Genomic DNA, 23,300 nt, shown 5'->3' with positions numbered 1-23,300 from the left:
ACCGGCCCCCAGGCCGCAGCGCGGCGCGGGGACGCCGGAGCGGGGCGTACGGCGGCGCGCCGCGCCGCCGCTTGATCCTCATGAGCGCTATTCGGCAATGCGCACGCTGCTCTCAGCGCCTCGGTCACGGGTCTTACGTTGACGGCACCGATGGCCAGCGGATCGTCAGGACGATCGAGTCCGCTTCAGCTTGCCAGGAGTGGTCGATGCCGGGTCCCCAGACGACGTAGTCGCCTTGGCGTTCCAGCACTGTGCTGCCGAGTGTGAGGTCGAGGCGGAAGCGCCCTTGGATGAGGAGGAGGAAGGTGGTGCGCTGGTCGTCTGCGGTCCATTCGGGGCGTTGCTGTCCGGCGGGGTGGAGGCCCCACTTGACCTCAAGGTCTCCGGTGGAGCGGATGTTGCCGGCAGTGGGGTCGATGAAGTGGCCGAGAAGCCATCCGCGGTGCTGGTCGGCGTCGTCGGTGGCGTTGCCGGTGTACCAGTTGTCGGCCATAGGTCAGAGCTCCACTTTGATGGTCGGTAGATTCACGCGGCTGCCGCCGATTTGGCTGAGTCGCTGGAGGCCTTCGGAGAGGGCGAACAGGCCTTCGTTGCTCCATGCGGAATCCCGGAGGAGGGATGAGATCAGGTCCGTGTCGAGGGTGGAGTAGCGGCGCATGCCGCTGGATTCCCAGTTGGCGGCGATGTGGCCGCCGAATCGGGTCCACCATTCCTCGTTGTCGATGACGATGAGTGAGGCGAACTCGAAGTTGCCGCTGACGAGGTTGAAGCCGAAGCCAGTGCATTCGAGGCGCCATTGATCGGGGCGTTCCATCAGCCAGGCCATCGGCGCAGACAGACGGCTGGGATGCATGGGGTCGGCATGGAGTTGGCCGCCGAATGTGGAGTCGACGTCGTTTCGGCCGAAGAGTTCTTCTTCCATCTCGCGTTCGAGCGTCGAGGCGATGGAGACGTCTTCGCCGAAGTCGGCCAGAGGTTCGTGGAATGCCTTGGGGATGACGGCGAGTTTCTGGGCGGCGTTGAGGACGTTGCCGGAGCGTTCCTGGACGAGGATGACGTAGTCCGGGCGTCCTTGGCGGGCTCGGGTGCCTGGGCGCGCGATGGCGCACAGAGCGAGGGGTCCCCCGGCGCAGAGCCGTTCACCCGGTCGGGTGATGCTGTCGATGTCGGGCAAGTAGTGATCGCGCAGGGGGAGGGTTCCTGGGCGGATCGGTCGGCGGTCCACGATCGCGTCGAGGAGCTCTCGTTCGAGGAGGTCCATGGACAGGGCGTAGTGGACGAACTCGGACATGGCAAAGCCCGCGTTGATCTGTCCGGGACCGATGTCGATGTTGGTCATGCGGTAGAGCGGCGCGTTCACGATCCGGCGGTTCGTGATGAGGGCCTCGGCCAGGCATTCCACTGCGGCGTCGAAGCGTAGTTCGTCCATGGGGAGTTGTGGGCCGGTGGCGTTGGTCAGGCTGAAGTCGGGGTGAGATGTGTTGAGCGGGAAGCCGAGATCGAGCCATTCACGCGTGGTGAGCAGACTGGTGGCGACGAGATCGCCATTGGTGCCAATCCGGTAGGTGCTCAAGCCTGCGTCGGCGGCACCGGAGTAGTAGGCAACGAGAGCCTGGGCGATTTGGTCGCGCCCGATCCGGCCGCGCAGCTGGGCACGATCGCGGAGGTGTCGAGGGTCTAGGTCGACGAGACGGTTGGCGACCTGTCGGCGGCTGTTGCCGGCTGGCCGTGCGGCTTGCTGGTCGAGCCAGACGAGGGCGGCGGTGATGTTCTCGTCGGTGGCAAGTCGTGTCTCGATCTCGTCAGCGCGTGAAGGGCTGTTGCCATTGGTCGTGGTCGTGGATGTCTGCGAGAGCTCTGCGGTTCCCTGAGGGGCCTGCCTGATCTCGTCGTGTTGGGCGCGGATGAAGCCCAGATCCTCTGGCGTCTTGCCTGTGAGCTGAGTCAAGGCCAGGCGGTAGACCGTGCTCGGCCACCGGACGTCTCCGGTTTCCCAGCGGCGGACACGTTCCGCATCACATGCCAACGCTTCGGCGATGCCGGTTTTGGTGGCGTTGATCTTCTCGGCCATCTCGACTCTCGTGAGCCGGCTGGCATTGCGCCATGCCCGGAGCGGGGCGTTCGGCGCCTTGTCGGGCATCTATCGACATTCCTCTCGGCAGGGGACTCAAGAGGGGAGCGGAGAGGGGGCCGTGCGGGGGTCCCGTCGCGCTCCGTTGGCCGGTGGACTTGCCATCAACCAACAAGGTACGTGAAGCGGCCTCCCGACACAGGGAACGCCGGATGAATCGAGGAGATGGCGACGGTGACCCGGCCAGACGAGAACAGCGAGACCACGCCCTGTCCCGCATGCCGGGGACGCGGAATCAAGCTGCGCGACTCGCGCCGCGCGCTCCTGATCGGTGGCAGCGATGGCGAGGAGGGTCCAAGAGGGGAGCGGCAGTGTCTCGACTGCCTCGGAAGCGGCCGGGCCGAAGGGAGCGGGAAATGAACTCGGTGATGCTGGCAGCCATGGCGGGCCTCGCCCAGGAGGGCGAGAGTCAGGCGCTGATCCGGCTGCGCGACAAGCTCGTAGGTTTGGGTGTCAACGCCGAACTGCGGGACAACAACAGTGCCCTCATGGTGCACCGGCCTGAGCCGGGGCTGCCGGTGTGGGTGTTCGTCGGCTATGGCGGGGCCTACTACTCCTGGCAGAACGCCGAGAAGCGTCATCCGGTCGATGACGTGGAGGGTGCGGCAAGCGTCTTGGCGCAGTACGTCGCCAAGTAGCGGGCGGGCGCGGCGAGGCGGTGACGGCCCTCGGCCGGAGGGGTTCGTGTGGCTTTCCTCTCGCCTCGTCGCGTCTTCATCCCGGCAGGCAGTCACCGCCACGCCCTGTGAGGGTCGCCCCCGATCCCTCCACCGACTGTCTGCCGGGCCTTCTTCTGGACGGCTCGTCTTCTGTGGAGGGGCGTGGACAGACGGCGTCGGCCAGGATACGCTCAAACTTGGTAAAACAACCTGTCGGGTGTTGGACGGTCATAATGTCGCTAGAGTCCGTGCCGCCGAAGTATGCCCAGCTTGTGCAGGCCCTTCAACGGCGTATCGAGTCGGGAACCTACCCGCCCGACTCTCTTCTGCCCAGCGAGCACCAGCTCATCCAAGAGTTCGGCGTCTCCCGGCCCACCGTGGTCGCGGCTCTGCGCGTGCTGCGGGAGCAGGGCTGGATCGAGTCCCAGCAGGGCAAGGGCCGCTTCGTGCGCGGCCGACCCGCGATGGCGTCCGTGGAACCCAACCGCCCGGGGCAGGCGTACCTGACCAACCCGGAGGCCAACGCACCCGGCGAGCTGGTCGAGGCGGGCGCGGTCGCCCTGCCCAACCGCGTGGCGGCGCTGCTGGATGCACGACCCAAGAGCAAGGCGTTCCTGCGCCGGCGCCTGGTCCTGCGCGATGGTGAACCAAGTGAGCTGGTGTCGCTGTGGCTACCTCTGGAGCTGTCGGAGGGCACCGACCTGACCAGCGGCGAGCCGCTGCCCCAGGGCATCCGTGAACACCTGCGCTCCCGCAAGGGTGTCCGCTTCGATCATATCGTCGAGCAGATCACGGCACGCATGCCCACCACCGATGAGGCCAAGCAGCTCGCCATGCCCAAGAACGTGCCGCTTCTCGCCGTGTTCGGAGCGGTCCGGGACGCCTCTGGCCGTCCCCTAGTCGTGGTGGAGGTGCTGGCCTCTGGCCGTCCCCTAGTCGTGGTGGAGGTGCTGCTTCCGGCTGATCGGCATGAGCTGGAGGACGCCTATCCGATCGGTTAGGGAAGTCTTTCCGACAGAGCCCGCATAGGCACTTGACCTATCAAGCGGGCTCTCTCTATGCTCGAAGCAGTTGATAGGTCAAGTGCCTGTCAGTCGAGAGAGGAAAGCTGTTATGGCTCTGCAAGGCCCCATCCCCGTCACCTACACCATGGTCTTCCCACACGGCTGCTACATCGTCGGCGAGGTCGAACCCGTCAAGGACTTCGACGCCTCCACCGGCGGCCGGTTCGTGCAGGCCCGCGACAAGCAGACCCAAGAGCTGGTCTGGCAGGTCGCGGTCATGGACGGTGACCCGACCCTCAAGCCCGCCCAGAAGACGGTCGCGGTCAAGATCTTCAGCCCGGTCCAGCCGGTACCGCCCGCGCCCATGCCGGGCCTGCCCTTCACGCCGGTCCAGTTCGACGGCATGTCCGTCACCCCGTACGTCAACGCCGCCGGCCGTCTCGCCTACTCGATCAAGGTCCGCGAGATGCACGCACCCCGCACCACCGCCCCGACCACCCAGGCCGCTCAGGCCGCTCAGGCGGCTGCGAGCAAGGCTCCGGCCGGAAAGGACGTCACCTGATGACCCGTCGCCGTACCCCTCGAACCAGCGTGATCCGGCTGACCACCGGACACGCCGCCCGCACTCTGCGCCACCCCTACGGGCACGGTGAGCCGGTGCTGGCGCTCGACTTCGGCGCCGCGTTTCTCCTGGTCACCACCGCCGGGCCGGTGACCGGCCAGGACGTCGAGTTCGCCCGCCAGCTCGCCCGCGAGGCCGCCCGCTTCGCCCGCTCGCTGGAGTCGTCGTTCCACACCCTGCCCGACACTCGCCAGGAGGCGGCATGACCATCCTCGGCCCGTACACCCACCTCACGCTGTCGATGACCCAGGACGAGCGCCCGCGCCTGACGGTCTCCTTCCACACCGGCGAGGTACGCATCCGCGCCCACGTGCTCGACGAGCGCCGCCCGTACCTGGCGTTCGGCACCCCGGAGGCGGACGTGTCGATCTCCACCACGGGAGCCGGGCCCGTCACCGACGCCGACCTGACCACCGCCCGAGAGATCTTCAACGCTGCCGCTCGCTACCTGGCCGACTGCGAGCGCCTGCACACCCAGCAGTCGGCCACAGGCAAGGCCACCGCCAAGACGGCGGCCTGACAGGCAAGGCGGGGCCGCCAGAAGCGCCCACTTCCGGCGGCCCTCTTTTCTCCCCTGATCTCACTCACGAGAGGTACCAAGCTTATGTTCAAGCGGCTGCCTGGCGACGAGGCGCGCAACCTCGTCACCACCACGCCGGACACGGCCGTCGTCTTCCGCCCGGCCGTGCTCAAGACTCCTGCCCTACTCACCCTGATCATCTACGGCTGGCGCTTGCTGGTCGCACTCGTCCGTACGCTCTGGCGTCACCCGATCGCCTCCGCCGTGCCCGTCACGCTCGGCCTGATCTGGACGCTGTACGGCTGGCCGTTGGCGGCCTCCGTGCTCGGGTTCGTCGTCCTCGTCTTGCTCGCCTGGGCGTTCTGCGCTCGTGACTCCTTCACTCGGCTCGTTGGCCGGCGGCTGCTGGCCTGGTGGCGGCTGATGTGGGTCTACCGGCGTCACTGGCAAGCGGTCATGGACGTCTCCGGACTGGCCAAGCGCATTCATGGCCGGGCCTACATGCCGCGCCTGATCCGCGTCACCTGCGACGGTTGGGCCGACCGGCTCACCGTGCGGATGCTCGGCGGACAGGCGGTCAAGGACTGGACCGACCGCACCGACAACCTCGCCCAGGGCTTCGGCGCCGTCTCCTGCCGTGTCGCCCTCGTCAAGGGCGGCCGACTGCTGCTTACCTTCCCGCGCAGCGATCCACTCGCCGCTCCCATCCCGGCCCTCCCTATCCCGGATGAACCCACGGTCGGGCCGGTCGAGATCGGCAAGCAGGAGGACGGTCAACCGCTGCGGCTCAAGGTGCATGGCACCCATGTTCTGATCGCGGGCGCCACCGGGGCTGGCAAGGGCTCGTTCCTGTGGGACACCATCCGCGGCCTGCTCCCGGCAATGCGGGCCGGACTGGCCGAGATCTGGGCGCTCGATCCGAAGTTGATGGAGCTGTCGTTCGGCCGTGAGCTGTTCCACGGGCGCTACGCGGCCGATCCAGCCGACTGCGCCGACCTGCTGGACGACGCCGTCAGCATGATGCAGAAGCGGGCAGCTCGCTTTGCCGGTCTCCAGCGCTCCCACATGCCGACCGTGGAGGACCCGTTCGTCCTGGTGCTCGTCGACGAGGTCGCGTTCCTGACCGCCTACCAGCCCGACAAGCAGCTCCGGCAACGCATCTCCGCCGCCCTGGCGACCTTGGCGACGCAGGGCCGCTCGGTCGGTGTCGGTGTCATGGCTGCCCTTCAGGACCCGCGCAAGGAGGTCATGAACATCCGCAACCTGTTCCCGGACAAGATCGCGCTCCGGTTGGACGAGTCGGAGCAGGTGGACATGGTCCTCGGCGACGGCGCCCGCGACCGGGGAGCCCTCGCTGACCACATCTCGCCCATCCCGGAGCTGGGCGCGGGCGTGGCCTACATGCGGCTGGAGACCTCACCCGAGCCCGTCCGCGTCCGAGCCGCCTACGTCTCCGACACCGACATCCGGGCCATGGTCGCCGTCTTCACCGGGGGTGAGGCCGCATGACGCTCGCCCACTTCCTCGACGGCCTGCGCTGCTCCGTCTGCCACACCCTGAACGCTCTCTGGCTCGACCCGGCCCGCGCCCTGGTCGAGTGCCGCGAATGCGGCCAGTCCGCGCGCGTGACCACCGACGACGGGAGGGCTGCATGACCGGTCGTTCCCTACCTCGCTCCGTGCGGCAGGCCATGCCCCTGACTCGCGAGGTGGCCGAAGAGGTCGCCAAGCAGTACGGCGTGTGCATCCGGCCCGTCCCGCTCAAGCGGCTGGACACCCACACCGGACAGTGGGAGATCGTAGACGTGCCCTGCGGGGCCACCTTGGACGCCAAGTGTCCGTCGTGCGCCAAGCGCAACCGGCAGCTCCGGAGAGCGCAATGCCGGGAGGGCTGGCACCTCGACCACGAGCCGGCCATCACCCCGGACGAGCCAACAGACGAACAGCGGTGGCTCGTGGAGTTCCGTGCCGACCTTCAGGCACGCCGTGACCAGACCGACTCCCTCGGGGAGGACACCTCCGACTGGGACGCCGCCATCGAGGGCGTGGACGCCGAGATCAACCAGGCGGGCATGCGCGGCAACGTGCTCGGCCGTACCGTGCCCAAGCGGACCCGCTCGACCAGGCGGCGGCAGGACGCCCCGAACCTGCCCAAACGGCGGATGGCGCCAACCACGCTCGGGAGGACGTTCACCAGCTCGGACGGCAAAGTCTACCGCCCCTCGCTGTTCGTCACTCTGACCCTCCCGTCCTACGGCAAGGTGCGGAACGGTGTCCCGGCCGATCCCGAGAGCTACAACTACGCGCGGGCCGCTCGGGACGCCCTGCACTTCTCCAAGCTGGTGGATCGGTTCGTGCAGAACCTCCGGCGGGTTGCGGGCTATGACGTGCAGTACTTCGCCGCGGTGGAGCCCCAGAAGCGACTCGCGCCGCACCTGCACATGGCCATCCGCGGCACCCTTCCCCGAGCGGAGGTCAAGCAGATAGCGGCGGCCACCTACCACCAAGTGTGGTGGCCATCGGCCGACGAGGTGGTCTTTGAGGGGGAGCGCCTGCCGGTCTGGGAGGACGGGGCCGGCTACCTCGCTCCTGACACGGGCGAGGTGCTGCCCACCTGGGACGAAGCGCTCGACCAACTCGGCGCCGACGAGGACGCCGCACCGCTTCACGTGATGCGCTTCGGCGACCAGGTGGACGTCAAGGGCGTGCTCGCCGGAACGCCGGATGCCGACCAGTGCATCCGGTACCTGTCGAAGTACCTGACCAAGTCTCTCGGCGACAGCCTCGACCCGGGCAACCAAGCACAACGTGAGCATGCCGCCCGCATGGTCGAGGCGCTGCGCTTCGAGCCGTGCTCGCCGGCCTGCGCGAACTGGTTGCGCTACGGTGTCCAGCCCAAGGGCGCCAAGCCGGGGATGACACCCGGCCGGTGCCGGAGCAAGGCTCACAAGCCGGACCATCTCGGCTACGCGGGCCGTCGCGTCCTGGTTTCCCGCAAGTGGTCCAACAAGACCCTCGCCGAGCACAAGCAGGATCGCCGTACCTGGGTGCTGGAAGCCCTCGGCCAACCCGACCAGCCGACCGACCCGCACCGCTACGTCTGGAAGCCGGTCCCGGCCGGAGACGCCAACGTGCCTCCGCTCGCTATGCGCCTCCTCCGCTCGGTCGCCGAACGGCAACGATGGCGCACCCACATGGCACAACTCCAGGCCCAAGCAGACGGCCAAGATCTTTCGGCAATGAGGGAGGCGGCCTGAGATGGAGAAGCTGCACACCGTCCCTGAAGCCGCTGAACTGTTGCACACCTCCGAGCGCTTCGTTCGCCGCCTGATCGCTGAGCGCCGGATCGAGTTCGTCAAGGTCGGACGCCATGTCCGCATTCGTGAGTCAGCACTGATCGCCTTCGTCGTCGCGGGCACCGTCGCCCCCATGACGACCTTCGACGCATCCGGGAGGGCCGCCTGATGGCGAACAAGGACAACCACCGACGTTTCGGCAACATCCGCAAGCTTCCCTCGGGCCGGTTCCAGATCCGGTACCCCGGCCCGGACGGACGCACAAGGACGGGGGAGGAGACGTACGAGCGCAAGGGCGACGCAGACAGGGCGCTCACTCTGATCGAGGGGCAGATCCTCGCCGGAGAGTGGACCGACCCCGAGCGAGCGAAGATCAAGCTCGCCGATTATTCGGCAACTTGGATCGACCAGCGCCCCGGCCTGCGTCCCCGGACAGTCGATCTCTATAGTTGGCTGCTCAGAAAGCACATCACGCCGCACCTCGGGAGCGTCCCCCTCGGAAAGCTCTCGACTGCGATGATTCGGCAGTGGCGGGCCGACCTCCTGGGCAAGGGCGTCTCGGTGAGCATGGCGGCCAAGGCGTACCGCCTGCTGCGCGCGGTACTGATGACTGCCACTGAGGACGACCGGATCATCCCGCGCAACCCCTGCCGAATCCGCGGGGCCGGCGACGAGCATGCCGATGAGCGCCCTGTTCTTTCAGTAGGACAGGTCTTCGAGTTGGCTGACAGAGTCGGCCGTCGACCGGTGGGGAGCATACGGGGCCTCAACAAGGGCGAGGGATACCGCATACGCTTCCAGCGGCACGGCGAGATGCGCACCTATCCAGAGATCTTCCCAACGCGACCGGAAGCCGAGCGGGCACTTTGGCACATGGTCGACACGGGCCAGGCCGACTGCACGCGCGATCGGCGCTACCGGGCATTCGTTCTCCTCGCCACCTTCGCAAGCCTGCGGTGGGGCGAGATCACTGCGTTGACCCGAGCTGATCTCGATCTCGACGCGGGGACGGTGCGCGTGCGCCTGGCCTACGTGGAGCGCTCGACGGGGGAACTGGTTCTTGGGCCGCCCAAGTCCAAGGCGGGTAAGCGGGTGGTGGGCATCCCACAAGCGATCATCCCCGCGCTTCGGGAGCACCTCAGGATCTACGTCAAGCCGGAAGCAGGAGCGCTGATCTTCACGGGGATCAAGGGCGGTCCGATGCGGCGGAGCGGGTTCAACAAGCTCGCTGGATGGGTGGAAGCCGTGCGGTCCCTCGGCGTCCCGAACCTGCATCTCCATGACCTTCGTCACACCGGAAACATGATCGCGGCCGACTCCGGCGCCGGCCTCAAGGACCTCATGGCGCGCATGGGCCATGACAACGTCAGGGCCGCGATGATCTATCAGCACGCCGTCAGAGGCGCTGACAAGGTCATCACCGAAGCGATCGACAAGCGCCTGATAGGGCACGATAGGGCGCGCGATGATGACGAGGACGGCCCTCCTGGCGTGCTGGCACCCGTGGGGTGATCACCAGCGCTAATGGCACGCTAATGGCACGCGGAGATCAACAACCCTGAACAAGATCAAAGCCCAGGCTCCGAATCCATCGGATGACCTGGGCTTTCGTCGTTGGAGCGGGTGACGGGAATCGAACCCGCGCTGTCAGCTTGGGAAGCTGATGTTCTGCCATTGAACTACACCCGCATCGGCCGAAGCCGCGACAACCACTGTAGCGGAAACCCGGCCCAGTTCAGCACTATCCGCCGCAACTCCGATCACGATCGCCGTCCGGCTGGGACCTGGCCTGGGTGGTCGGTGAGCTCGCCTGGTGTGTACGCGGTAGGTTGCTCCACGTGCTGCTCTCTGACCGTGACATCCTCGCAGAGATCGATTCCGGGCGGCTGGCGCTCGATCCCTTCGATCGGGAGATGATCCAGCCGTCCAGCATTGACGTGCGGCTCGATCGATTCTTCCGCGTCTTCGAGAACCACAGGTACCCGCACATCGACCCGGCGATCGAGCAACCGGACCTCACCCGCATGGTGGAGCCCGAAGGTGACGAGCCGTTCATCCTCCATCCGGGGGAGTTCGTGCTGGCCTCGACGTACGAGGTGATCACGCTGCCGAGTGATCTGGCCTCCAGGTTGGAGGGGAAGAGCTCGCTTGGGCGGCTGGGGTTGCTGACGCATTCCACTGCCGGGTTCATCGATCCGGGGTTCAGCGGGCATGTGACGCTGGAGCTGTCCAACGTGGCCACGTTGCCGATCAAGCTGTGGCCGGGGATGAAGATCGGGCAGTTGTGCGTGTTCAGGCTGAGCTCTCCGGCGGAGCATCCGTACGGGTCGGAGAAGTACGGGTCGCGCTACCAGGGGCAGCGGGGGCCGACGCCGTCCAGGTCGTTCCGCGACTTCCACAGGACCGAGGTCTGACGTCGGGACGGCCGGGTGAGGGGCCGCTGGCGGTTGGGTGGGGAAGTCGTCAAGATGGTGCCTGGTAAGGCAGCGGGTCGGTGGTCGAAATGAGATCAAGTTACCGGAAGTGGCAGTGTTATGCGGCATACGGAGGGTAGCGAGTAGGAGAAGGGGACATGAAGTTCGCATTTCTCCTGGTTACCCGTACTCTTGCCACGGACCATCCCCGCACATCTGGAGAACGACGTGCGCCTGCGTCTCACGCCACGTGAGGACAGCTACTACGACCTGTTCGCCGACTCGGCGAACAACCTGGTCACGGCATCCCGCCTCCTTGTGGAGATCATCAGCGACGGGTCGGACAGGGAAGCCCTGGCCGAGAAGATGCGCGCCTGCGAGCACGCCGGCGACGAACGTACCCACGCCATCATGAAGCGGCTCAACGAGAGCTTCATCACGCCCTTCGACCGCGAGGACATCTACCGGCTGGCCTCCAACCTGGACGACGTGATGGACGCCATGGAGGCCGCCTCCGACCTCATCGTCCTCTACCAGCTCGACCACCTCCCCAAGGACGTCGTGCGGCAGGTCGAGGTGCTTGAGCGGGCGGCCGAGCTGACCGCGGAGGCCATGCCTCGACTGCGGTCGATGAAGAACCTCAACGAATACTGGATCGAGGTCAACCGCCTGGAGAACCAGGGTGACCAGGTCTACCGCCGGTTGCTGGCCAAGCTGTTCAGCGGCGAGTACGACGCGTTGACCGTCATGAAGATGAAGGAGGTCATCGACGCCCTGGAGGAGGCGGCGGACGCCTTCGAGCATGTGGCCAACACCGTCGAGTCGATCGCGGTCAAGGAAAGCTAGGCCCGGTGGACCTGACGCTCGTCCTCGTCATCGGCGTGGTCGCCGTGGCGCTGGCCTTCGACTACACCAACGGCTTCCACGACGCGGCGAACGCCATCGCGACCTCGGTCTCCACGCGTGCCCTCACCCCCAGGGCGGCGTTGTTCATGGCCGCGGCGATGAACTTCATCGGCGCCCACCTGGGCACCCAGGTCGCCCAGACCGTCGGCAAGGGCATCATCGACGCTCCGCAGGGCTCGCACGGCCTGGTGATCGTGGCGTCGGCCCTGATCGGCGCGATCGTCTGGAATCTCATCACCTGGTATTTCGGGTTGCCCTCCTCCTCCAGCCACGCGTTGATCGGCGGTCTCGTCGGCTCCGCGCTGGCCTCGGCCAGCCTCGTCCACTGGGACGGCGTGGTGGAGAAGGTCGTCATCCCGATGATCCTTTCGCCGCTGACGGGCTTCACGCTCGCCGCCGCGATCATGATCGCAATTTACTGGATCTTCCGCAGAGCGCAACCCGCCAAGACCAACCGCGGCTTCCGCTACGCGCAGACCGTGTCGGCCGCCGCGATGGCGCTCGGCCACGGCCTGCAGGACGCGCAGAAGACGATGGGTGTGATCTTCCTGGCGCTGGTCGTCGGCGGTTACGCGGCGCCGGACGATCCGATCCCGCAGTGGGTCATCCTGTCCGCCGCGGGCGCGATCTCGCTCGGCACGTACGCCGGGGGGTGGCGGATCATGCGGACGCTGGGCCGCCGGATCATCGCGCTCGACCCGCCGCAGGGGTTCGCCGCCGAGAGCGCGGCGGCGATCGTCCTGTACGGGGCGGCGATCGGGTTCGGCGCGCCGATCTCCACCACCCACACCATCACCAGCGCGATCATGGGCGTGGGCTCCACCAAGCGGCTGTCGGCCGTCAGGTGGGGGGTGGCGGGCAACATCGTGACCGCGTGGGTGCTCACGATCCCCGCCGCGGCGCTGGTGGCCGCTCTGTCCTACTTCGCACTGCACTGGATGGTCGAGTAACCGCGAGCGAGAGAGCGAGAGAGCGAGAGTCCTGAGCCGCCCGCCCCGCCGCACGCGACTGCCCCGCGACGCCGTACGAGGAACGGAACGAGGAACGGAACGAGGACGTACGTCAGGCCGTGCCGGGTGGCGGGGTGGTGGCGTACATCACGTCCACGTCCCATCGGGCGAACCCGAGCGACTCGTAAAGCCTGATCGCCGCCGTGTTGGCCTCGTCCACGTACAGCATCGCCTGGGCGAGGCCACGCGAGCGCAGGTGGCTCAGGCCGGCCAGCGTGAGCGACCGGCCGAGGCCGGTGCCCTGCTGGGAGGGGTCGACGCCGACGACGTACACCTCGCCGAGCGGCTCGTGACCGTGCTCCGAGGAGCCGTGGATCTTCGTCCAGTGGAATCCGACGAGCCGCTCGTCGCGGACGGCCAGGAAGAAGCCGGCGGGGTCGAACCACGGTTCGGCCTCGCGCTGCCGCAGGTCGTCGAGCGTCCACGCGCCCTGCTCGGGGTGGTGGGCGAAGGCGGCGGCGTTCACCTTGAGCCAGGCCTCCTCGTCCTGCCCGGGCACGAAGGTGCGCAGCCGCACCCCGTCGGGCAGCGCGTGGGAGGCCAGCGGGGCGAACAGCGAGCGGCGCAGCTGCCAGAGCGACCGCGCCCGCTGGAGCCCCTGCGACGCGGCCAGGTTTCCGGCCGCCTCGTGGTCGCCGTGCGCCCACAGCCGCAGCCTGCCGCCCGTCAGATCGAGTACGGCCCGCAGCAGCCGCCCGCCGTGCCCTCTGCGCCGGAACGACGGGTGGACGACCAGCTCTCCGCTCGGCCCCTCGACCTCGTCCGTCGGGTCCACGTGGGCATATCCGGCCAGTTCCCCGCCGCTAGCAGGGTCTCCGTCGTACAGCAGGAGCGAGCGGGCGCGCGGGTCGCCGCCGTAGCGCAGGTGGAGCATCACGTGCTCGTTGAGCGGCCGGACGCCGTCAGCCTCCGTCGCCGCCTCGACGAGGTGCAGCACCTGGGCGATTTCTCGGTCATCGAGCCGTTCTCTGATCTTCACCTCTGCGGTCACAGCTCGAACTCTAGGCGTACGACTGGCAAATAACGCCAGCGGGTCGGCGGACGAATCGTTACCTTTGCGACATTGGCTGCAAAGACTGCCGCCGTAACGTCTTGGGCCATGACCTCTCGTACCCTCCTCCGGTTCGCGCTGGCCGGAGCCGTCGCCATGGGTCCGGCCCTGCTCGCCGCGGTTCCGGCGGACGCGAGCAACGCGGGCGCAAGCCAGGCGGGCGTAAGCCACGCGGGCACAAGCCACGCTGACGCGAGCCGCACCGCCAGGACCGTCCCCGTCCGCCTGCTCGCCCTCAACGACTTCCACGGCCATCTCGAGCCGCCCACCGGGTCCTCCGGGCGGATGATCGACGAGAACGGCAGGACGGTGGACGCGGGCGGCGCCGCGTACGTCGCCACCCACATGAAGGCCCACGCCGACGCGAACACGATCGCGGTCGCCCAGGGCGACCTCATCGGGGCCACCCCCTTAGTCTCCGCGGCCTACCACGACGAGCCCTCGGTCGAGTTCCTCGGCAAGATCGGGCTGAAGGTGGCGGCCGTCGGCAATCACGAGTTCGACGAGGGATACGACGAGCTCCGCCGGATCATGAAGGGCGGCTGCCACCCCGTCGACGGCTGCTCGCCGGCGGGCGAGTGGAAGGGCGCCAAGTACGACTACGTCGGCGCGAACGTCCTGTTCAAGAACCCGGGCGAGAGGACGGACGCGCTCGCCGCGCTCGGCCGCCAGGCCGACGTCAAGAAGCTGCTGTCCGACTGGGGCGTCCCGGCGCTGCCGCCGGTGAGCGTCAAGTGGATGAACGGCGTGCCGATCGGCTTCATCGGCCTGGTCACCACCTCGACCCCGAACATCGTCACCGCTGAGGGCATCAAGAACCTCAAGTTCGTGGACGAGGTCAAGTCCGCGAACGTGGCCTCCAAGGTGCTCAGGCTGCTGGGCGTGAAGGCCCAGGTCGTGCTCGTGCACGAGGGGGACCAGGTCAACCCCGGCCAGTCGCCCGACGCGTGCAGCGCCGTCCCCGGCGTCGGCAACCGCATCGCCACCCAGGTCGACCCCGAGATCGACATGGTGCTCAGCGGCCACTCGCACCAGGCGTACCTGTGCACGGTCAAGGACCCCGCCGGCCGTGACCGCCTCTACTCGCAGGGCGGCTCGTTCGGCCGCGTCATCACGCAGGTCGACCTGAACGTGGACGTCCGCACGCGCGACGTCGTCCGCTCGTCGGTCGTCGCCGACAACCACGTGGTGACCCGCACGGTCGCGCCGGACCCGGAGATCTCCGCGTTCGTGGACACGTGGAAGCAGCGCGTCGCCCCCGTCGCCAACAAGCCGGTCGGCCGGATCACCGCGGACCTGTCCAACGTCGCCGCCCCAAGCGGCGAGTCGCCGCTGGGCAATCTCATCGCGGACGCCCAGCTCGCCGCGACGAAGACCGGCGGCGACGCCCAGATAGCCCTCATGAACCCGGGCGGCGTGCGCGCCTCCCTCACCTACGCCGGATCACCGGCCGGCGAGGGCGACGGCGTGGTCACGTACGGCGAGTCGTTCACCGTCCAGCCGTTCAACAACCTCATGCAGGTGGTCACGTTGACGGGCGCCCAGCTCAAGACGCTGCTGGAGCAGCAGTTCACCGGCGGGCCCAACAACCAGGCGTTCACCAAGATCCTGCAGCCTTCGGCGAACTTCACCTACACCTACAGCCGGTCCGCCGCGTGGGGATCCAAGGTGTCCGACATCAGGATCGACGGCACGCCCGTCACGGACACGCAGGCGATCCGGGTCGCGGCAAACAACTTCCTGGTGGGCGGCGGCGACGCGTTCCTCGCCTTCCGGGACGGCACGAACCTGTGGAGCGGCCCGCTGGACATCGACGCCTTCGTCGACTTCATGGGTAAGAACAGCCCGGTCGCCCCGCCTGCCACGAACCGCATCACCGTGGTGGACTGACCCCCGCCAGGCCCGCTCCTTCCGAGGGGCGGGCCTTCGGCCCGTAGCGGCGCGGCTCAGACGTGGGCGGGGTCGGTGCGGTCGGGGACGAAGCGGTAGCCGACGTTGCGGACGGTGCCGATGAGGGATTCGTACTCGGTGCCGAGTTTCGCGCGCAGCCGCCGCACGTGCACGTCGACGGTCCTGGTGCCGCCGAAGTAGTCGTAGCCCCACACCTCCTGCAGGAGCTGGGCGCGGGTGAACACGCGCCCGGGGTGCTGCGCGAGGTACTTCAGCAGCTCGAACTCCTTGAACGTCAGGTCGAGCACCCGCCCCCGCAGCCGCGCCGTGTAGGTGGCCTCGTCGATGGACAGGTCGCCGCTGCGGATCTCGTCGGGCACGTCCTCCTCGCCGGCCAGGTTGATGCGGCCGGTGGCCATGCGCAGCCGCGCCTCGACCTCGGCCGGGCCCGCGCTGTCGAGGAGGACGTCGTCCACGCCCCATTCGGCGGTCATCGCGGCCAGGCCGCCCTCGGTGACGATCACCAGCAGAGGACAGTCGATGCCCGTCGTCCGGATCAGCCGGCACAGGCTCTTGGCGTGTGCGAGCTCCTTGCGCGCATCGACGAGCACGGCGTCGGCCGGCGGCGTGTCGATGAGCGCCGAGGCCTCCGCGGGGGAGACCCGGACCGAGTGGAGCAGCAGCCCCAGCGCCGGCAGCACCTCGGAGGAAGGCTCGAGGGCGTTGGTCAGCAGGAGCAGGTTGCTCATTTGGCCTCCTCAAACACGCAAGGACCCGGGGGCTACATCGCCCAGGTCCTGTACGCGAGGATATATCAACGGAATGGCACGTCCATTGGGCGTCCATCAGGTGAACGGCGCTTCACCTGAAACGACGGTGTTAAGGATGCCCCACACCTGGGCGAACCCGAGTATGAGGGTGCTATGGCTACAGGAAAAGTCAGGTATTGGGCCGCGGCCAAGGTCGCTGCCGGGACGGCCGAAGAGCCGTTCGAGGCGGCCACCCTGGGTGAACTCATGACCAAAATCACACAGGATCGTACCGAATTGGCGCGCGTGGTGAGCCGATCGTCGTTTCTGGTGGACGGTTCTCCGGTGGGCAGGCGGGCGTATGACGACGTGGTGCTCGCCGACGGCGCGACGGTCGAGATCCTGCCGCCGTTCGCGGGCGGATGATCAACTGCTCGGTGAACGGCGGGTGATCAACTGCTCGGTGTACGACGGGTGATCGACTGCTTTGTCGGGGAATGAGGCGTACCAGTCGATAAGCTCTCGATCCCCGCCTTGAGACAGGAGCCCGATGCGCAAGCTGATCGTTTTCCTGATCGTGCTGGTCGTCCTCCTCGTCGTCGTCGATCGCGTGGCCGTCGCCGGAGTCGAGCGAGACCTGTCCAACCGGATCGCCGCCGCCGGCGACTTCAGCGGCAAGCCCACCGTGACGATCGAGGGCATTCCTTTCCTCACACAGGCCCTGTCCGGGCGCTATCCCGAGGTACGGTTCGACCTGGGCACCCTCACCTACGGGGGTGTGCCGGTCAAGAACCTGCAGGGCACCGCCCACGACGTCACCGCACCGCTGGCCGACATCATCCAGAACCGGCCGAACATCAAGGCCGGGCGGCTGGTCGTCCGCGGCACCCTGACCAGGGCGACGATCGACAAGTACGCGCCGCGCGGCGTCAAGATCAGTGGGAATGGGCAACGGCTCGTCGCATCGGGGGAGGTGACGGTCGGGGTGAACCGGGTGAGGTTCAGCGCCGAGATGCGGGTCGTGGTGGCCGACGGCGGCGTCAGGCTGCAGGCCGAGAAGATCCAGGGCGTGCCCGACGCGCTCGCGAAGTTCGTGAGCTACACCATACCCTTCAAGGGCGGCCTGCCCTTCGACGTCAAGGTGACAGGGGTGAGGAACGTGGCCGACGGTCTGGAGTTCACAGCCGAAGCGAGTGACGTGCCGCTCAGTGGATGACCGTGAACCGCTCCGCCCCGCCGTACGTGATGAGGGTGTGAGTCCAGCAGGCACCGCCGACGAGGAGCTCGTGCGGACCCTTTTCGACGAGCACGCCGGGCCACTCTACGGTTACGTGCTGCGACTGACCGGCGATCCCGGACGGGCGGAGGATGTGGTGCAGGAGACGCTGCTGAGGGCCTGGCGGCATCCGGACGCGCTCGCCGACCGCCCCATCCGCGCCTGGCTGTTCACCGTCGCCCGCAACCTCGTCGTCGACCAGCACCGCGCGCGCAGGTCGCGCCCGCAGGAGACCGGCGACGAGGCGCTGGCCGTCGTCCCCGCTGACGACGAGCTGGAGCGCGCGGTCGAGTCGTGGGCCGTGGCCGAGGCGCTGGCCGCGCTGCGGCCGGAGCACCGTGAGGTGCTGTTGGAGGTCTACTATCGGGGGCGATCGGTGAAGGAGGCGGCGGCCACGCTCGGCATCCCGCCCGGCACGGTCAAGTCACGCACCTACTACGCGCTGCGGGCGCTCAAGCTCGCTCTGGAGGAGCGGGGGCTGGCGCCGTGACGACGTGCGAGGAGGTACGCCTGGCGCTGGGCGCCCACGCCCTGGGCGCGCTCGACCCGGACGAGGCGCTCCAGATCGACCTGCACCTGGCCACGTGCGAGGTGTGCGGCGCGGAGCTGGTGGAGCTCGAAGGGGTCTCGGCGTTCCTCGGCAAGGTGTCGGAACACGACGTCGAACTGGTGGCCAGCCCGCCGAGCCAGGTGCTCGACCGGCTGCTGAGCAACGCCCGCGCCAAGCGGCACAGGCGGCGCCGCGTCCTGCTGGCGGTGGCCGCCTCGGTCGCGGCGGTGGCCGTCGGCGGCGCCGTCTGGGGGGCCGTCGTCCGCGATACGCCCGTGCCATCCGCCGCCTCGGCTCCCGCGGCGGATACTCCCGCGGGCGAGCCGAACGATCCCTTCGCCGCGCAGGACGGCCAGGCGCGCCGGCCCGAGCTCAAGCGCGAGGTCGGACCTGGTACGGTGCCGTCCCCCAGCGCCAGCGCGCGCAAGGCGACAGGCCGCGAGTTCAGCGCGGAGAACGACGCAACGGAGAGCTACGCCACCGTGACGGCGTTCCCCGGTCGTGACCGGACCGGGCTCTCGGTGCGGGTGTCCGGCGTGCCGGTCGGCACCACCTGCAAGCTGGTCGTGGTCGGCCGCGACGGGCGGCGCGACATGACCGAGAGCTGGACCGTCGTCCCCCAGACGTACGTGGACAACCTGGTCTACGAGCGCGAGACGCGAATCCCCATGTCGGCCATCACCCGCTTCGACGTCGTCGACTCGTCCGGCAAGGTCCTGGTCCGCATTCCGGTGCCCCAGCGCAAGTGATCAGCGCCCCACCCCGCGGGCGTCCCGCTGGAAGCAACCGGGCCCTCCCGTGGTTGAACCTGAGGCGATGACAGGTGTGTGGGTGGTGCTGGCGACGCTGGCGCTCGGTTGCGGGATCGGGGTGGTACGGCTGCGCCGCGACGGACGCATGCGCGAGCGGGCGGGTGACCGTCTCGCCGAGGCCCTGGACGAGGGCGTGCTGCGGGCGCCCCTGGGAGAGCGGGCGACGCTGGTCCAGTTCTCCACGGCGTTCTGCCAGCCGTGCCGCGCGACCCGGCGCGTCCTTGCCGACGTCAGCGTCCTCGTGCCCGGGGTGGCGCACGTCGAGATCGACGCCGAGTCGCGGCTCGACCTGGTCCGCGAGCTCGACATCACGCGCACGCCGACGGTGCTCGTGCTCGACGCGGCCGGGACCATCGTGAAGCGGGCCTCCGGGCAGCCGCGCAAGGCCGACGTGCTGGCCGTTCTGGCGGACGCCGTCCCGGGTCTGCCACCGGAGCGGCCCTCTCCGTCTCATGAACTGTCTCAACACCCGGACGAGATGTGACAGATGGCGAGACGCCGAGTAGTGTCCTTCCCATGAACCCATCGACAGGGCTGCTGACGAAGCGGCGCGCGGTAGACTTCTGCCGCGTGGCCACCGCGCTCTGTCGGGCTGCCTGAGGACGGTCTCGCGCGGACTTCTGGTCCGCCCCAAACCCGAGTCTTCAGGAGCATCCCTCGATGCGTGCCGACCCTAGAGCGCTGCGCTTCGGCGCGGCCATCACCACCCTGGTCCTCGCCCTCGTCCTGGTGACGGGGAGCGTCTGGCTGCTCGCAGTCCAGGCGGTGGTCTTCGCGCTCGGACTGGCCGGCCGCCCGCCGTACGGGATGCTCTTCAAGGCGCTCGTCAGGAGCGCCCCGGGGGAGACCGAGGACGCCCGCCCGCCGCGCTTCGCGCAGGGTGTCGGGCTCGTCTTCGCGGTCACGGGTCTGGTCGGATACCTCACCGGGATCACACCGCTGGCCCTCGTGGCCACGGCCGGGGCCCTTCTGGCCGCCTTCCTCAACGCAGCCTTCGGATTCTGCCTTGGCTGCGAAACGTATCTGCTCATTCGCCGTCTACTGCCCGCCGCCAAATTGGAGGTTCACCGATGAGCCGCTCCGCCGTCCTGGTGGATGCCGACTGGGTCGAGGCCAACCTCGACACGCCAGGTGTCGTCCTCGTCGAGGTCGACGAGGACACCAGCGCCTACGACAAGGGCCACATCCGTGGCGCCGTGAAGATCGACTGGAAGCAGGACCTGCAGGATCCTGTCCGCCGCGACTTCGTGGACAAGACCGGTTTCGAGACGCTGCTGTCCGAGCGCGGCATCTCCAACGATGACACCGTCGTGCTCTACGGCGGCAACAACAACTGGTTCGCGTCCTACGCCTACTGGTACTTCAAGCTCTACGGCCACGACAACGTCAAGCTGCTCGACGGCGGTCGCAAGAAGTGGGAGCTCGACTCGCGCGAGCTGGTCAAGGACGTGCCCGAGCGCCCCAAGACGCGATACTCCGCCAGCGAGCAGGACACCGCGATCCGCGCCTTCCGCGACGACGTGGTCGGGGCCATCGGCAAGCTCAACCTGGTCGACGTCCGCTCGCCCGACGAGTTCACCGGCAAGCTGCTGGCTCCCGCGCACCTGCCGCAGGAGCAGGCGCAGCGCGCCGGCCACGTGCCGACCGCACGCAACATCCCGTGGTCGAAGGCGGCCAACGACGACGGCACGTTCAAGACCGACGACGACCTGCGCACCCTCTACGGCGAGGCCGGGGTCGACTTCGGCAAGGACACCATCGCCTACTGCCGCATCGGCGAGCGCTCCGCGCACACGTGGTTCGTGCTGCACGAGCTGCTCGGCCAGTCCAACGTGAAGAACTACGACGGTTCGTGGACCGAATACGGCTCGCTCGTGGGCGTGCCGATCGAGCTGGGGGAGGCCCGCTGATGAGCACGGCACCAGGATGCGGAGCGCCGGAGCAGACGATCGCGCTGCCGGCGGGGGTCGATCTGTCCAACCAGGCGGTGATCCAGGGCGTGGTGACCGGCGCCGACACGGCCTACGCCCGGCTGCTCGACCACTCCGGCGAGTTCACCGGTGAGGTCGTGGTGTCCGACGAGGGCGTCTTCCGATTCTTCGCGGCTCCGGGTGACTGGACCGTCCGCATCATCGCGGGCGGCGGCGTCACCAAGGACGTCCACGTCGAGGCCAGGCTGGGCGAGGTGTCCCAGCTGGCGGTCGCCGTCTGACGTCGCCGCGGCAGGCATGCGACGGGCCCGCGCCGGACACGGCGTGGGCCTTTGGCGTTCCCGGTGATGCGGTCTCAGCAATGCGGACTCGGTGATGTGACGAACGCCGAGTTACGCCGAGACGTCAGGTCGGTGCCGTCTGCTGCGGCGTTCCGGGCGGACCGCTACGATTCACCAGATGTCAGGTTCGTCAGTCGTGGCACCACCCCGACCTGCGCCGTCGCCGGCCCAGAGGATGCCGTCGCCGTTCTCGTTACCCCTGCACGCCCTCCGGCTGCTCGGCAGGTGCGGGCTCGCGCTGGTCCTGTGGTTCTCGGCGGGTGAGGTGGTCCGGTTCGGGCTGCTGTACGGCGCGACGGAGGTCGCCTACGGTGACCTCCGGCAGGTACGCCTCATCGCCACGATGACGCTCCTCACGCTCGTCGTGCTCGCGGCTATGACGGTCATCACCGGCATGCTCCACAGCCTGCGCGGCGCCCTGTGGGAGATGCGCGCCCGTGCGGCGGAGGGGGCGGCGGACGAGCAGTTCTTCAAGGCGCTCGACCGGGTCGCCCCGGCTTTCGCCGTGCTCTACATGGCCTGGGGCTTCCACACGGAGGACGCGCGGGAACTCGTGCGGATGGACATGTTCCATCACTTCCTCGAGCTGACCGACGCCGCCTTCTTCGGTGAGGACTCGCAGGTCGGCCGGAGCTTCATCGACATCGACTGGCGGGTGTCCCTGGGCACGATGGCCGTCGCGTTCGGGCTGAAGACACTGTTCGCGAAGCTGGTGGAGAAGGGGAACGGCAGGTTCTACGGATTCGCCGCGGCCTTCGCCGAGTTCGCCTTCGTCTTCTACGGGCTCAACGCCACGGTCGCCATCGCGAGCGCCCGCTCCGACTGGATGGAGCACCGCGCCGTCGTCGCCGGCACGCACGACCTGCTGGAGCAGGCCAAGAAGAACATCCCCGGCTTCGAGGCGGTCAGCGCCGCGGTGGGCGAGGTGTGGCCGATCGTGCTCAGCGCCGTCGCCGTGCCGCTCGCCTGGCTCACCGTGGCGATGCTCGTCTTCGGCGCGTACGCCGACGACACCCGCACCATGGTCAGGGGCACCCGCTTCGAGCGCGGCGTGGAGCGCCTCGAACAGAGCCACGACCTCACCCAGCGGTCGGTCAACCGTGTCACCGGCGGGTTCCAGGAGCGCTGGGTGCCGCTGGTCAACTCCCTGCGGCTGATCATCAGGGGCGGCGCGCCGCTGTTCGGCATGATGTGCCTGTGCTACACGGCCGTCGCCGTGGGCGCCCAGTACGCCGACCGGGCGGTGCGGACGATCATCGGCTCGCAGGTCGAGTGGGCCTGGTTCTACCTCGGGGCGCCGGTGTCGTTCGTGCGCGACCTGGTGGTGGCCGCGATCACCATGGCCCTGCTGGCGGCGACCTTCGACCTCGCCGCCACCCGGGCCCGCCTGCGTGGCCAGGCGTTCACGAGCTGATCCGCGAGAGCCCCTTCAGCGCCTGAACCGGAGCGTGTCCAGGGGCGGGGTGACGTTCTTCCGCTTGAACAGGTCGGCGGTCGGCGTGTCCGAGCGGTAGTCGGTGGGCCTGAAGGACAGCTCCACCTCGTTCACCACCGGCACGGGCACCACCGCGAGGCCTTCCAGCACGTACTCCTTGCCGACCTCCAGCCGATCCGTCGGCCGGTCGGCGTCGGCGAGCTCGACGGCCCAGGTGCGGCCCGCCCGGTCGTGCAGCTTGATGTCCAGGGGCGCGGCGGTCATGGTGGCGCTGCCCTCGGCGAGCACCTTCTGGCGGATGTCGATCTTCATCCAGGCGACGTCGCTGCCGTGCCTGTTGTCCGGCGGCGCCTTCGTGGGGGAGACCGTGGCCTTCCACTCGATGTCGCGGACCTTGGCGGCCTGGCCGGCGGGCACGTCCACCACCCCGCTGCCGTTGGAGGACATCTTCTCGTAGAAGAGGTAGCCGTCGAAGGTGTGGACGCCGGCAGCCGCCAGCACGCTCACGACGGCAGTCGCGGCCAGCAGCGCCGTCCGGCCTCTCCGACGGTGAGCCGGGGGCGCGGCGGCCTCCCGCTCCGGCGGAGGGGCAGCCGACATGGAGGGCTGGGTAGCGGGCGGCTGGGACGCGGCCGGTGACGTGGACAGGGCCGGGGACGGGGACGGGGACGGGCCTGGGGTTGGGACCGGAGACGGGGGGAGGG

At 68.5% G+C, this 23,300-nt stretch carries 29 protein-coding genes and 1 tRNA gene; 24 read left to right on the top strand and 6 right to left on the bottom strand.

Translation table 11 applies throughout. The features are described 5' to 3' along the window. Positions 1 to 133 precede the first annotated feature (133 nt). Both DQW85_RS04035 and DQW85_RS04030 read right to left on the bottom strand, forming a co-directional pair. Positions 134 to 493 carry a signal peptidase I gene (locus tag DQW85_RS04035; RefSeq protein WP_113699070.1) on the bottom strand — a complete coding sequence of 120 codons (360 nt, stop codon included), beginning with the start codon at positions 491 to 493 and terminating at the stop codon, positions 134 to 136. 3 nt (positions 494 to 496) lie between these two features. Further along, a complete protein-coding gene (locus DQW85_RS04030) occupies positions 497 to 2,140 on the bottom strand; it encodes a transcriptional regulator (protein ID WP_113699069.1) in 1,644 nt (547 codons plus the stop codon). 347 nt (positions 2,141 to 2,487) lie between these two features. Between DQW85_RS04030 and DQW85_RS04025 the strand changes: the two genes are divergently transcribed. The 10 genes from DQW85_RS04025 (at position 2,488) to DQW85_RS03985 (ending at position 9,743) form a co-directional block, all read left to right on the top strand. Further along, positions 2,488 to 2,769 carry a hypothetical protein gene (locus DQW85_RS04025; protein ID WP_113699068.1) on the top strand — a complete coding sequence of 94 codons (282 nt, stop codon included), beginning with the start codon at positions 2,488 to 2,490 and terminating at the stop codon, positions 2,767 to 2,769. Positions 2,770 to 3,062: 293 nt separating this feature from the next. Then, a complete protein-coding gene (locus DQW85_RS04020) occupies positions 3,063 to 3,791 on the top strand; it encodes a GntR family transcriptional regulator (protein WP_205314866.1) in 729 nt (242 codons plus the stop codon). 112 nt (positions 3,792 to 3,903) lie between these two features. Continuing rightward, positions 3,904 to 4,356, top strand: coding sequence for a plasmid replication, integration and excision activator (locus tag DQW85_RS04015; RefSeq protein ID WP_113699066.1), 453 nt, complete (start codon positions 3,904 to 3,906; stop codon positions 4,354 to 4,356). Then, positions 4,356 to 4,622: a hypothetical protein gene (locus DQW85_RS04010; protein ID WP_162794705.1), complete on the top strand. Its 267-nt coding sequence runs from the start codon at positions 4,356 to 4,358 to the stop codon at positions 4,620 to 4,622. Before DQW85_RS04015 ends, DQW85_RS04010 begins: the two co-directional genes overlap by 1 nt. Then, positions 4,619 to 4,936, top strand: a complete 318-nt coding sequence (locus DQW85_RS04005; protein ID WP_113699064.1) for a hypothetical protein — start codon at positions 4,619 to 4,621, stop codon at positions 4,934 to 4,936. The genes DQW85_RS04010 and DQW85_RS04005 overlap by 4 nt, the downstream gene beginning before the upstream one ends. An 84-nt stretch (positions 4,937 to 5,020) precedes the next feature. Then, on the top strand, positions 5,021 to 6,445 hold the full coding sequence (locus DQW85_RS04000; protein ID WP_113699063.1) for an FtsK/SpoIIIE domain-containing protein: 1,425 nt from the start codon (positions 5,021 to 5,023) through the stop codon (positions 6,443 to 6,445). Continuing rightward, positions 6,442 to 6,591 carry a hypothetical protein gene (locus DQW85_RS44105; RefSeq protein WP_162794704.1) on the top strand — a complete coding sequence of 50 codons (150 nt, stop codon included), beginning with the start codon at positions 6,442 to 6,444 and terminating at the stop codon, positions 6,589 to 6,591. The genes DQW85_RS04000 and DQW85_RS44105 overlap by 4 nt, the downstream gene beginning before the upstream one ends. Then, on the top strand, positions 6,588 to 8,192 hold the full coding sequence (locus tag DQW85_RS03995; protein ID WP_113699062.1) for a replication initiator: 1,605 nt from the start codon (positions 6,588 to 6,590) through the stop codon (positions 8,190 to 8,192). The genes DQW85_RS44105 and DQW85_RS03995 overlap by 4 nt, the downstream gene beginning before the upstream one ends. 1 nt (position 8,193) lies before the next feature. Further along, positions 8,194 to 8,400 (top strand): helix-turn-helix domain-containing protein, encoded by a 207-nt coding sequence (locus tag DQW85_RS03990; RefSeq protein ID WP_113699061.1) that lies wholly within the window; start codon positions 8,194 to 8,196, stop codon positions 8,398 to 8,400. Continuing rightward, on the top strand, positions 8,400 to 9,743 hold the full coding sequence (locus DQW85_RS03985) for a tyrosine-type recombinase/integrase (RefSeq protein ID WP_113699060.1): 1,344 nt from the start codon (positions 8,400 to 8,402) through the stop codon (positions 9,741 to 9,743). The genes DQW85_RS03990 and DQW85_RS03985 overlap by 1 nt, the downstream gene beginning before the upstream one ends. A gap of 103 nt (positions 9,744 to 9,846) precedes the next feature. Here DQW85_RS03985 and DQW85_RS03980 read toward each other — a convergent pair. Further along, positions 9,847 to 9,920: transfer RNA gene (locus tag DQW85_RS03980), tRNA-Gly, on the bottom strand. A 149-nt stretch (positions 9,921 to 10,069) separates the two neighbouring features. Between DQW85_RS03980 and dcd the strand changes: the two genes are divergently transcribed. From dcd to DQW85_RS03965, 3 genes are all read left to right on the top strand, one after another. Beyond that, positions 10,070 to 10,645, top strand: coding sequence for a dCTP deaminase (gene dcd, locus DQW85_RS03975; protein WP_113699073.1), 576 nt, complete (start codon positions 10,070 to 10,072; stop codon positions 10,643 to 10,645). A 228-nt stretch (positions 10,646 to 10,873) separates the two neighbouring features. Beyond that, positions 10,874 to 11,491, top strand: coding sequence for a DUF47 domain-containing protein (locus DQW85_RS03970; RefSeq protein WP_113699072.1), 618 nt, complete (start codon positions 10,874 to 10,876; stop codon positions 11,489 to 11,491). A 5-nt stretch (positions 11,492 to 11,496) separates the two neighbouring features. Next, positions 11,497 to 12,501, top strand: coding sequence for an inorganic phosphate transporter (locus tag DQW85_RS03965; RefSeq protein ID WP_205314865.1), 1,005 nt, complete (start codon positions 11,497 to 11,499; stop codon positions 12,499 to 12,501). 112 nt (positions 12,502 to 12,613) lie between these two features. Here DQW85_RS03965 and mshD read toward each other — a convergent pair whose 3' ends face one another. Continuing rightward, positions 12,614 to 13,552: a mycothiol synthase gene (gene mshD / locus DQW85_RS03960; RefSeq protein ID WP_113699059.1), complete on the bottom strand. Its 939-nt coding sequence runs from the start codon at positions 13,550 to 13,552 to the stop codon at positions 12,614 to 12,616. A gap of 108 nt (positions 13,553 to 13,660) precedes the next feature. Here mshD and DQW85_RS03955 point away from each other — a divergent pair, with 108 nt between their 5' ends. Next, positions 13,661 to 15,502, top strand: coding sequence for a bifunctional metallophosphatase/5'-nucleotidase (locus DQW85_RS03955; protein WP_113699058.1), 1,842 nt, complete (start codon positions 13,661 to 13,663; stop codon positions 15,500 to 15,502). A gap of 56 nt (positions 15,503 to 15,558) precedes the next feature. Here the strand turns inward: DQW85_RS03955 and DQW85_RS03950 are convergent, their stop codons facing one another. Further along, complete coding sequence (locus tag DQW85_RS03950; RefSeq protein WP_113699057.1) at positions 15,559 to 16,251, bottom strand: response regulator transcription factor; 693 nt, start codon at positions 16,249 to 16,251, stop codon at positions 15,559 to 15,561. Positions 16,252 to 16,425: 174 nt separating this feature from the next. On the opposite strand from DQW85_RS03950, the gene DQW85_RS03945 reads away from it, so the two are divergent. The 10 genes from DQW85_RS03945 to DQW85_RS03905 all read left to right on the top strand — a co-directional run bounded on the left by DQW85_RS03945 (position 16,426) and on the right by DQW85_RS03905 (position 22,575). Further along, positions 16,426 to 16,677, top strand: a complete 252-nt coding sequence (locus DQW85_RS03945) for a MoaD/ThiS family protein (RefSeq protein ID WP_113699056.1) — start codon at positions 16,426 to 16,428, stop codon at positions 16,675 to 16,677. Between the two features lie 124 nt (positions 16,678 to 16,801). Then, positions 16,802 to 17,467 carry an LmeA family phospholipid-binding protein gene (locus tag DQW85_RS03940; protein WP_113699055.1) on the top strand — a complete coding sequence of 222 codons (666 nt, stop codon included), beginning with the start codon at positions 16,802 to 16,804 and terminating at the stop codon, positions 17,465 to 17,467. Between the two features lie 37 nt (positions 17,468 to 17,504). Further along, complete coding sequence (locus tag DQW85_RS03935; RefSeq protein ID WP_113699054.1) at positions 17,505 to 18,017, top strand: sigma-70 family RNA polymerase sigma factor; 513 nt, start codon at positions 17,505 to 17,507, stop codon at positions 18,015 to 18,017. Then, positions 18,014 to 18,826: an anti-sigma factor family protein gene (locus tag DQW85_RS03930; protein ID WP_113699053.1), complete on the top strand. Its 813-nt coding sequence runs from the start codon at positions 18,014 to 18,016 to the stop codon at positions 18,824 to 18,826. Before DQW85_RS03935 ends, DQW85_RS03930 begins: the two co-directional genes overlap by 4 nt. A 67-nt stretch (positions 18,827 to 18,893) precedes the next feature. After that, positions 18,894 to 19,373: a thioredoxin family protein gene (locus tag DQW85_RS03925; RefSeq protein ID WP_113699052.1), complete on the top strand. Its 480-nt coding sequence runs from the start codon at positions 18,894 to 18,896 to the stop codon at positions 19,371 to 19,373. A 32-nt stretch (positions 19,374 to 19,405) separates the two neighbouring features. Continuing rightward, on the top strand, positions 19,406 to 19,489 hold the full coding sequence (locus DQW85_RS48095) for a putative leader peptide (protein ID WP_420819145.1): 84 nt from the start codon (positions 19,406 to 19,408) through the stop codon (positions 19,487 to 19,489). Positions 19,490 to 19,549: 60 nt separating this feature from the next. Continuing rightward, positions 19,550 to 19,963, top strand: a complete 414-nt coding sequence (locus tag DQW85_RS03920) for a DUF4395 domain-containing protein (protein WP_113699051.1) — start codon at positions 19,550 to 19,552, stop codon at positions 19,961 to 19,963. Then, positions 19,960 to 20,799, top strand: a complete 840-nt coding sequence (locus DQW85_RS03915; protein ID WP_113699050.1) for a sulfurtransferase — start codon at positions 19,960 to 19,962, stop codon at positions 20,797 to 20,799. The genes DQW85_RS03920 and DQW85_RS03915 overlap by 4 nt, the downstream gene beginning before the upstream one ends. Then, the gene (locus DQW85_RS03910; protein WP_113699049.1) at positions 20,799 to 21,101 is read left to right on the top strand and encodes a DUF1416 domain-containing protein; all 303 of its coding nucleotides are present in this window, start codon (positions 20,799 to 20,801) and stop codon (positions 21,099 to 21,101) included. Before DQW85_RS03915 ends, DQW85_RS03910 begins: the two co-directional genes overlap by 1 nt. A 178-nt stretch (positions 21,102 to 21,279) precedes the next feature. After that, complete coding sequence (locus DQW85_RS03905) at positions 21,280 to 22,575, top strand: hypothetical protein (protein ID WP_162794703.1); 1,296 nt, start codon at positions 21,280 to 21,282, stop codon at positions 22,573 to 22,575. A gap of 15 nt (positions 22,576 to 22,590) precedes the next feature. Here the strand turns inward: DQW85_RS03905 and DQW85_RS03900 are convergent, their stop codons facing one another. Further along, positions 22,591 to 23,196: a hypothetical protein gene (locus DQW85_RS03900; RefSeq protein ID WP_162794702.1), complete on the bottom strand. Its 606-nt coding sequence runs from the start codon at positions 23,194 to 23,196 to the stop codon at positions 22,591 to 22,593. Between the last annotated feature and the right edge of the window lie 104 nt (positions 23,197 to 23,300).

The sequence above is a fragment of the Nonomuraea lactucae genome (assembly GCF_003313395.1).
Lineage (GTDB): Bacteria > Actinomycetota > Actinomycetes > Streptosporangiales > Streptosporangiaceae > Nonomuraea > Nonomuraea lactucae.
Note: the sequence above shows the minus strand (reverse complement) of the source record. Positions and strands in the feature narration are given on the sequence as shown.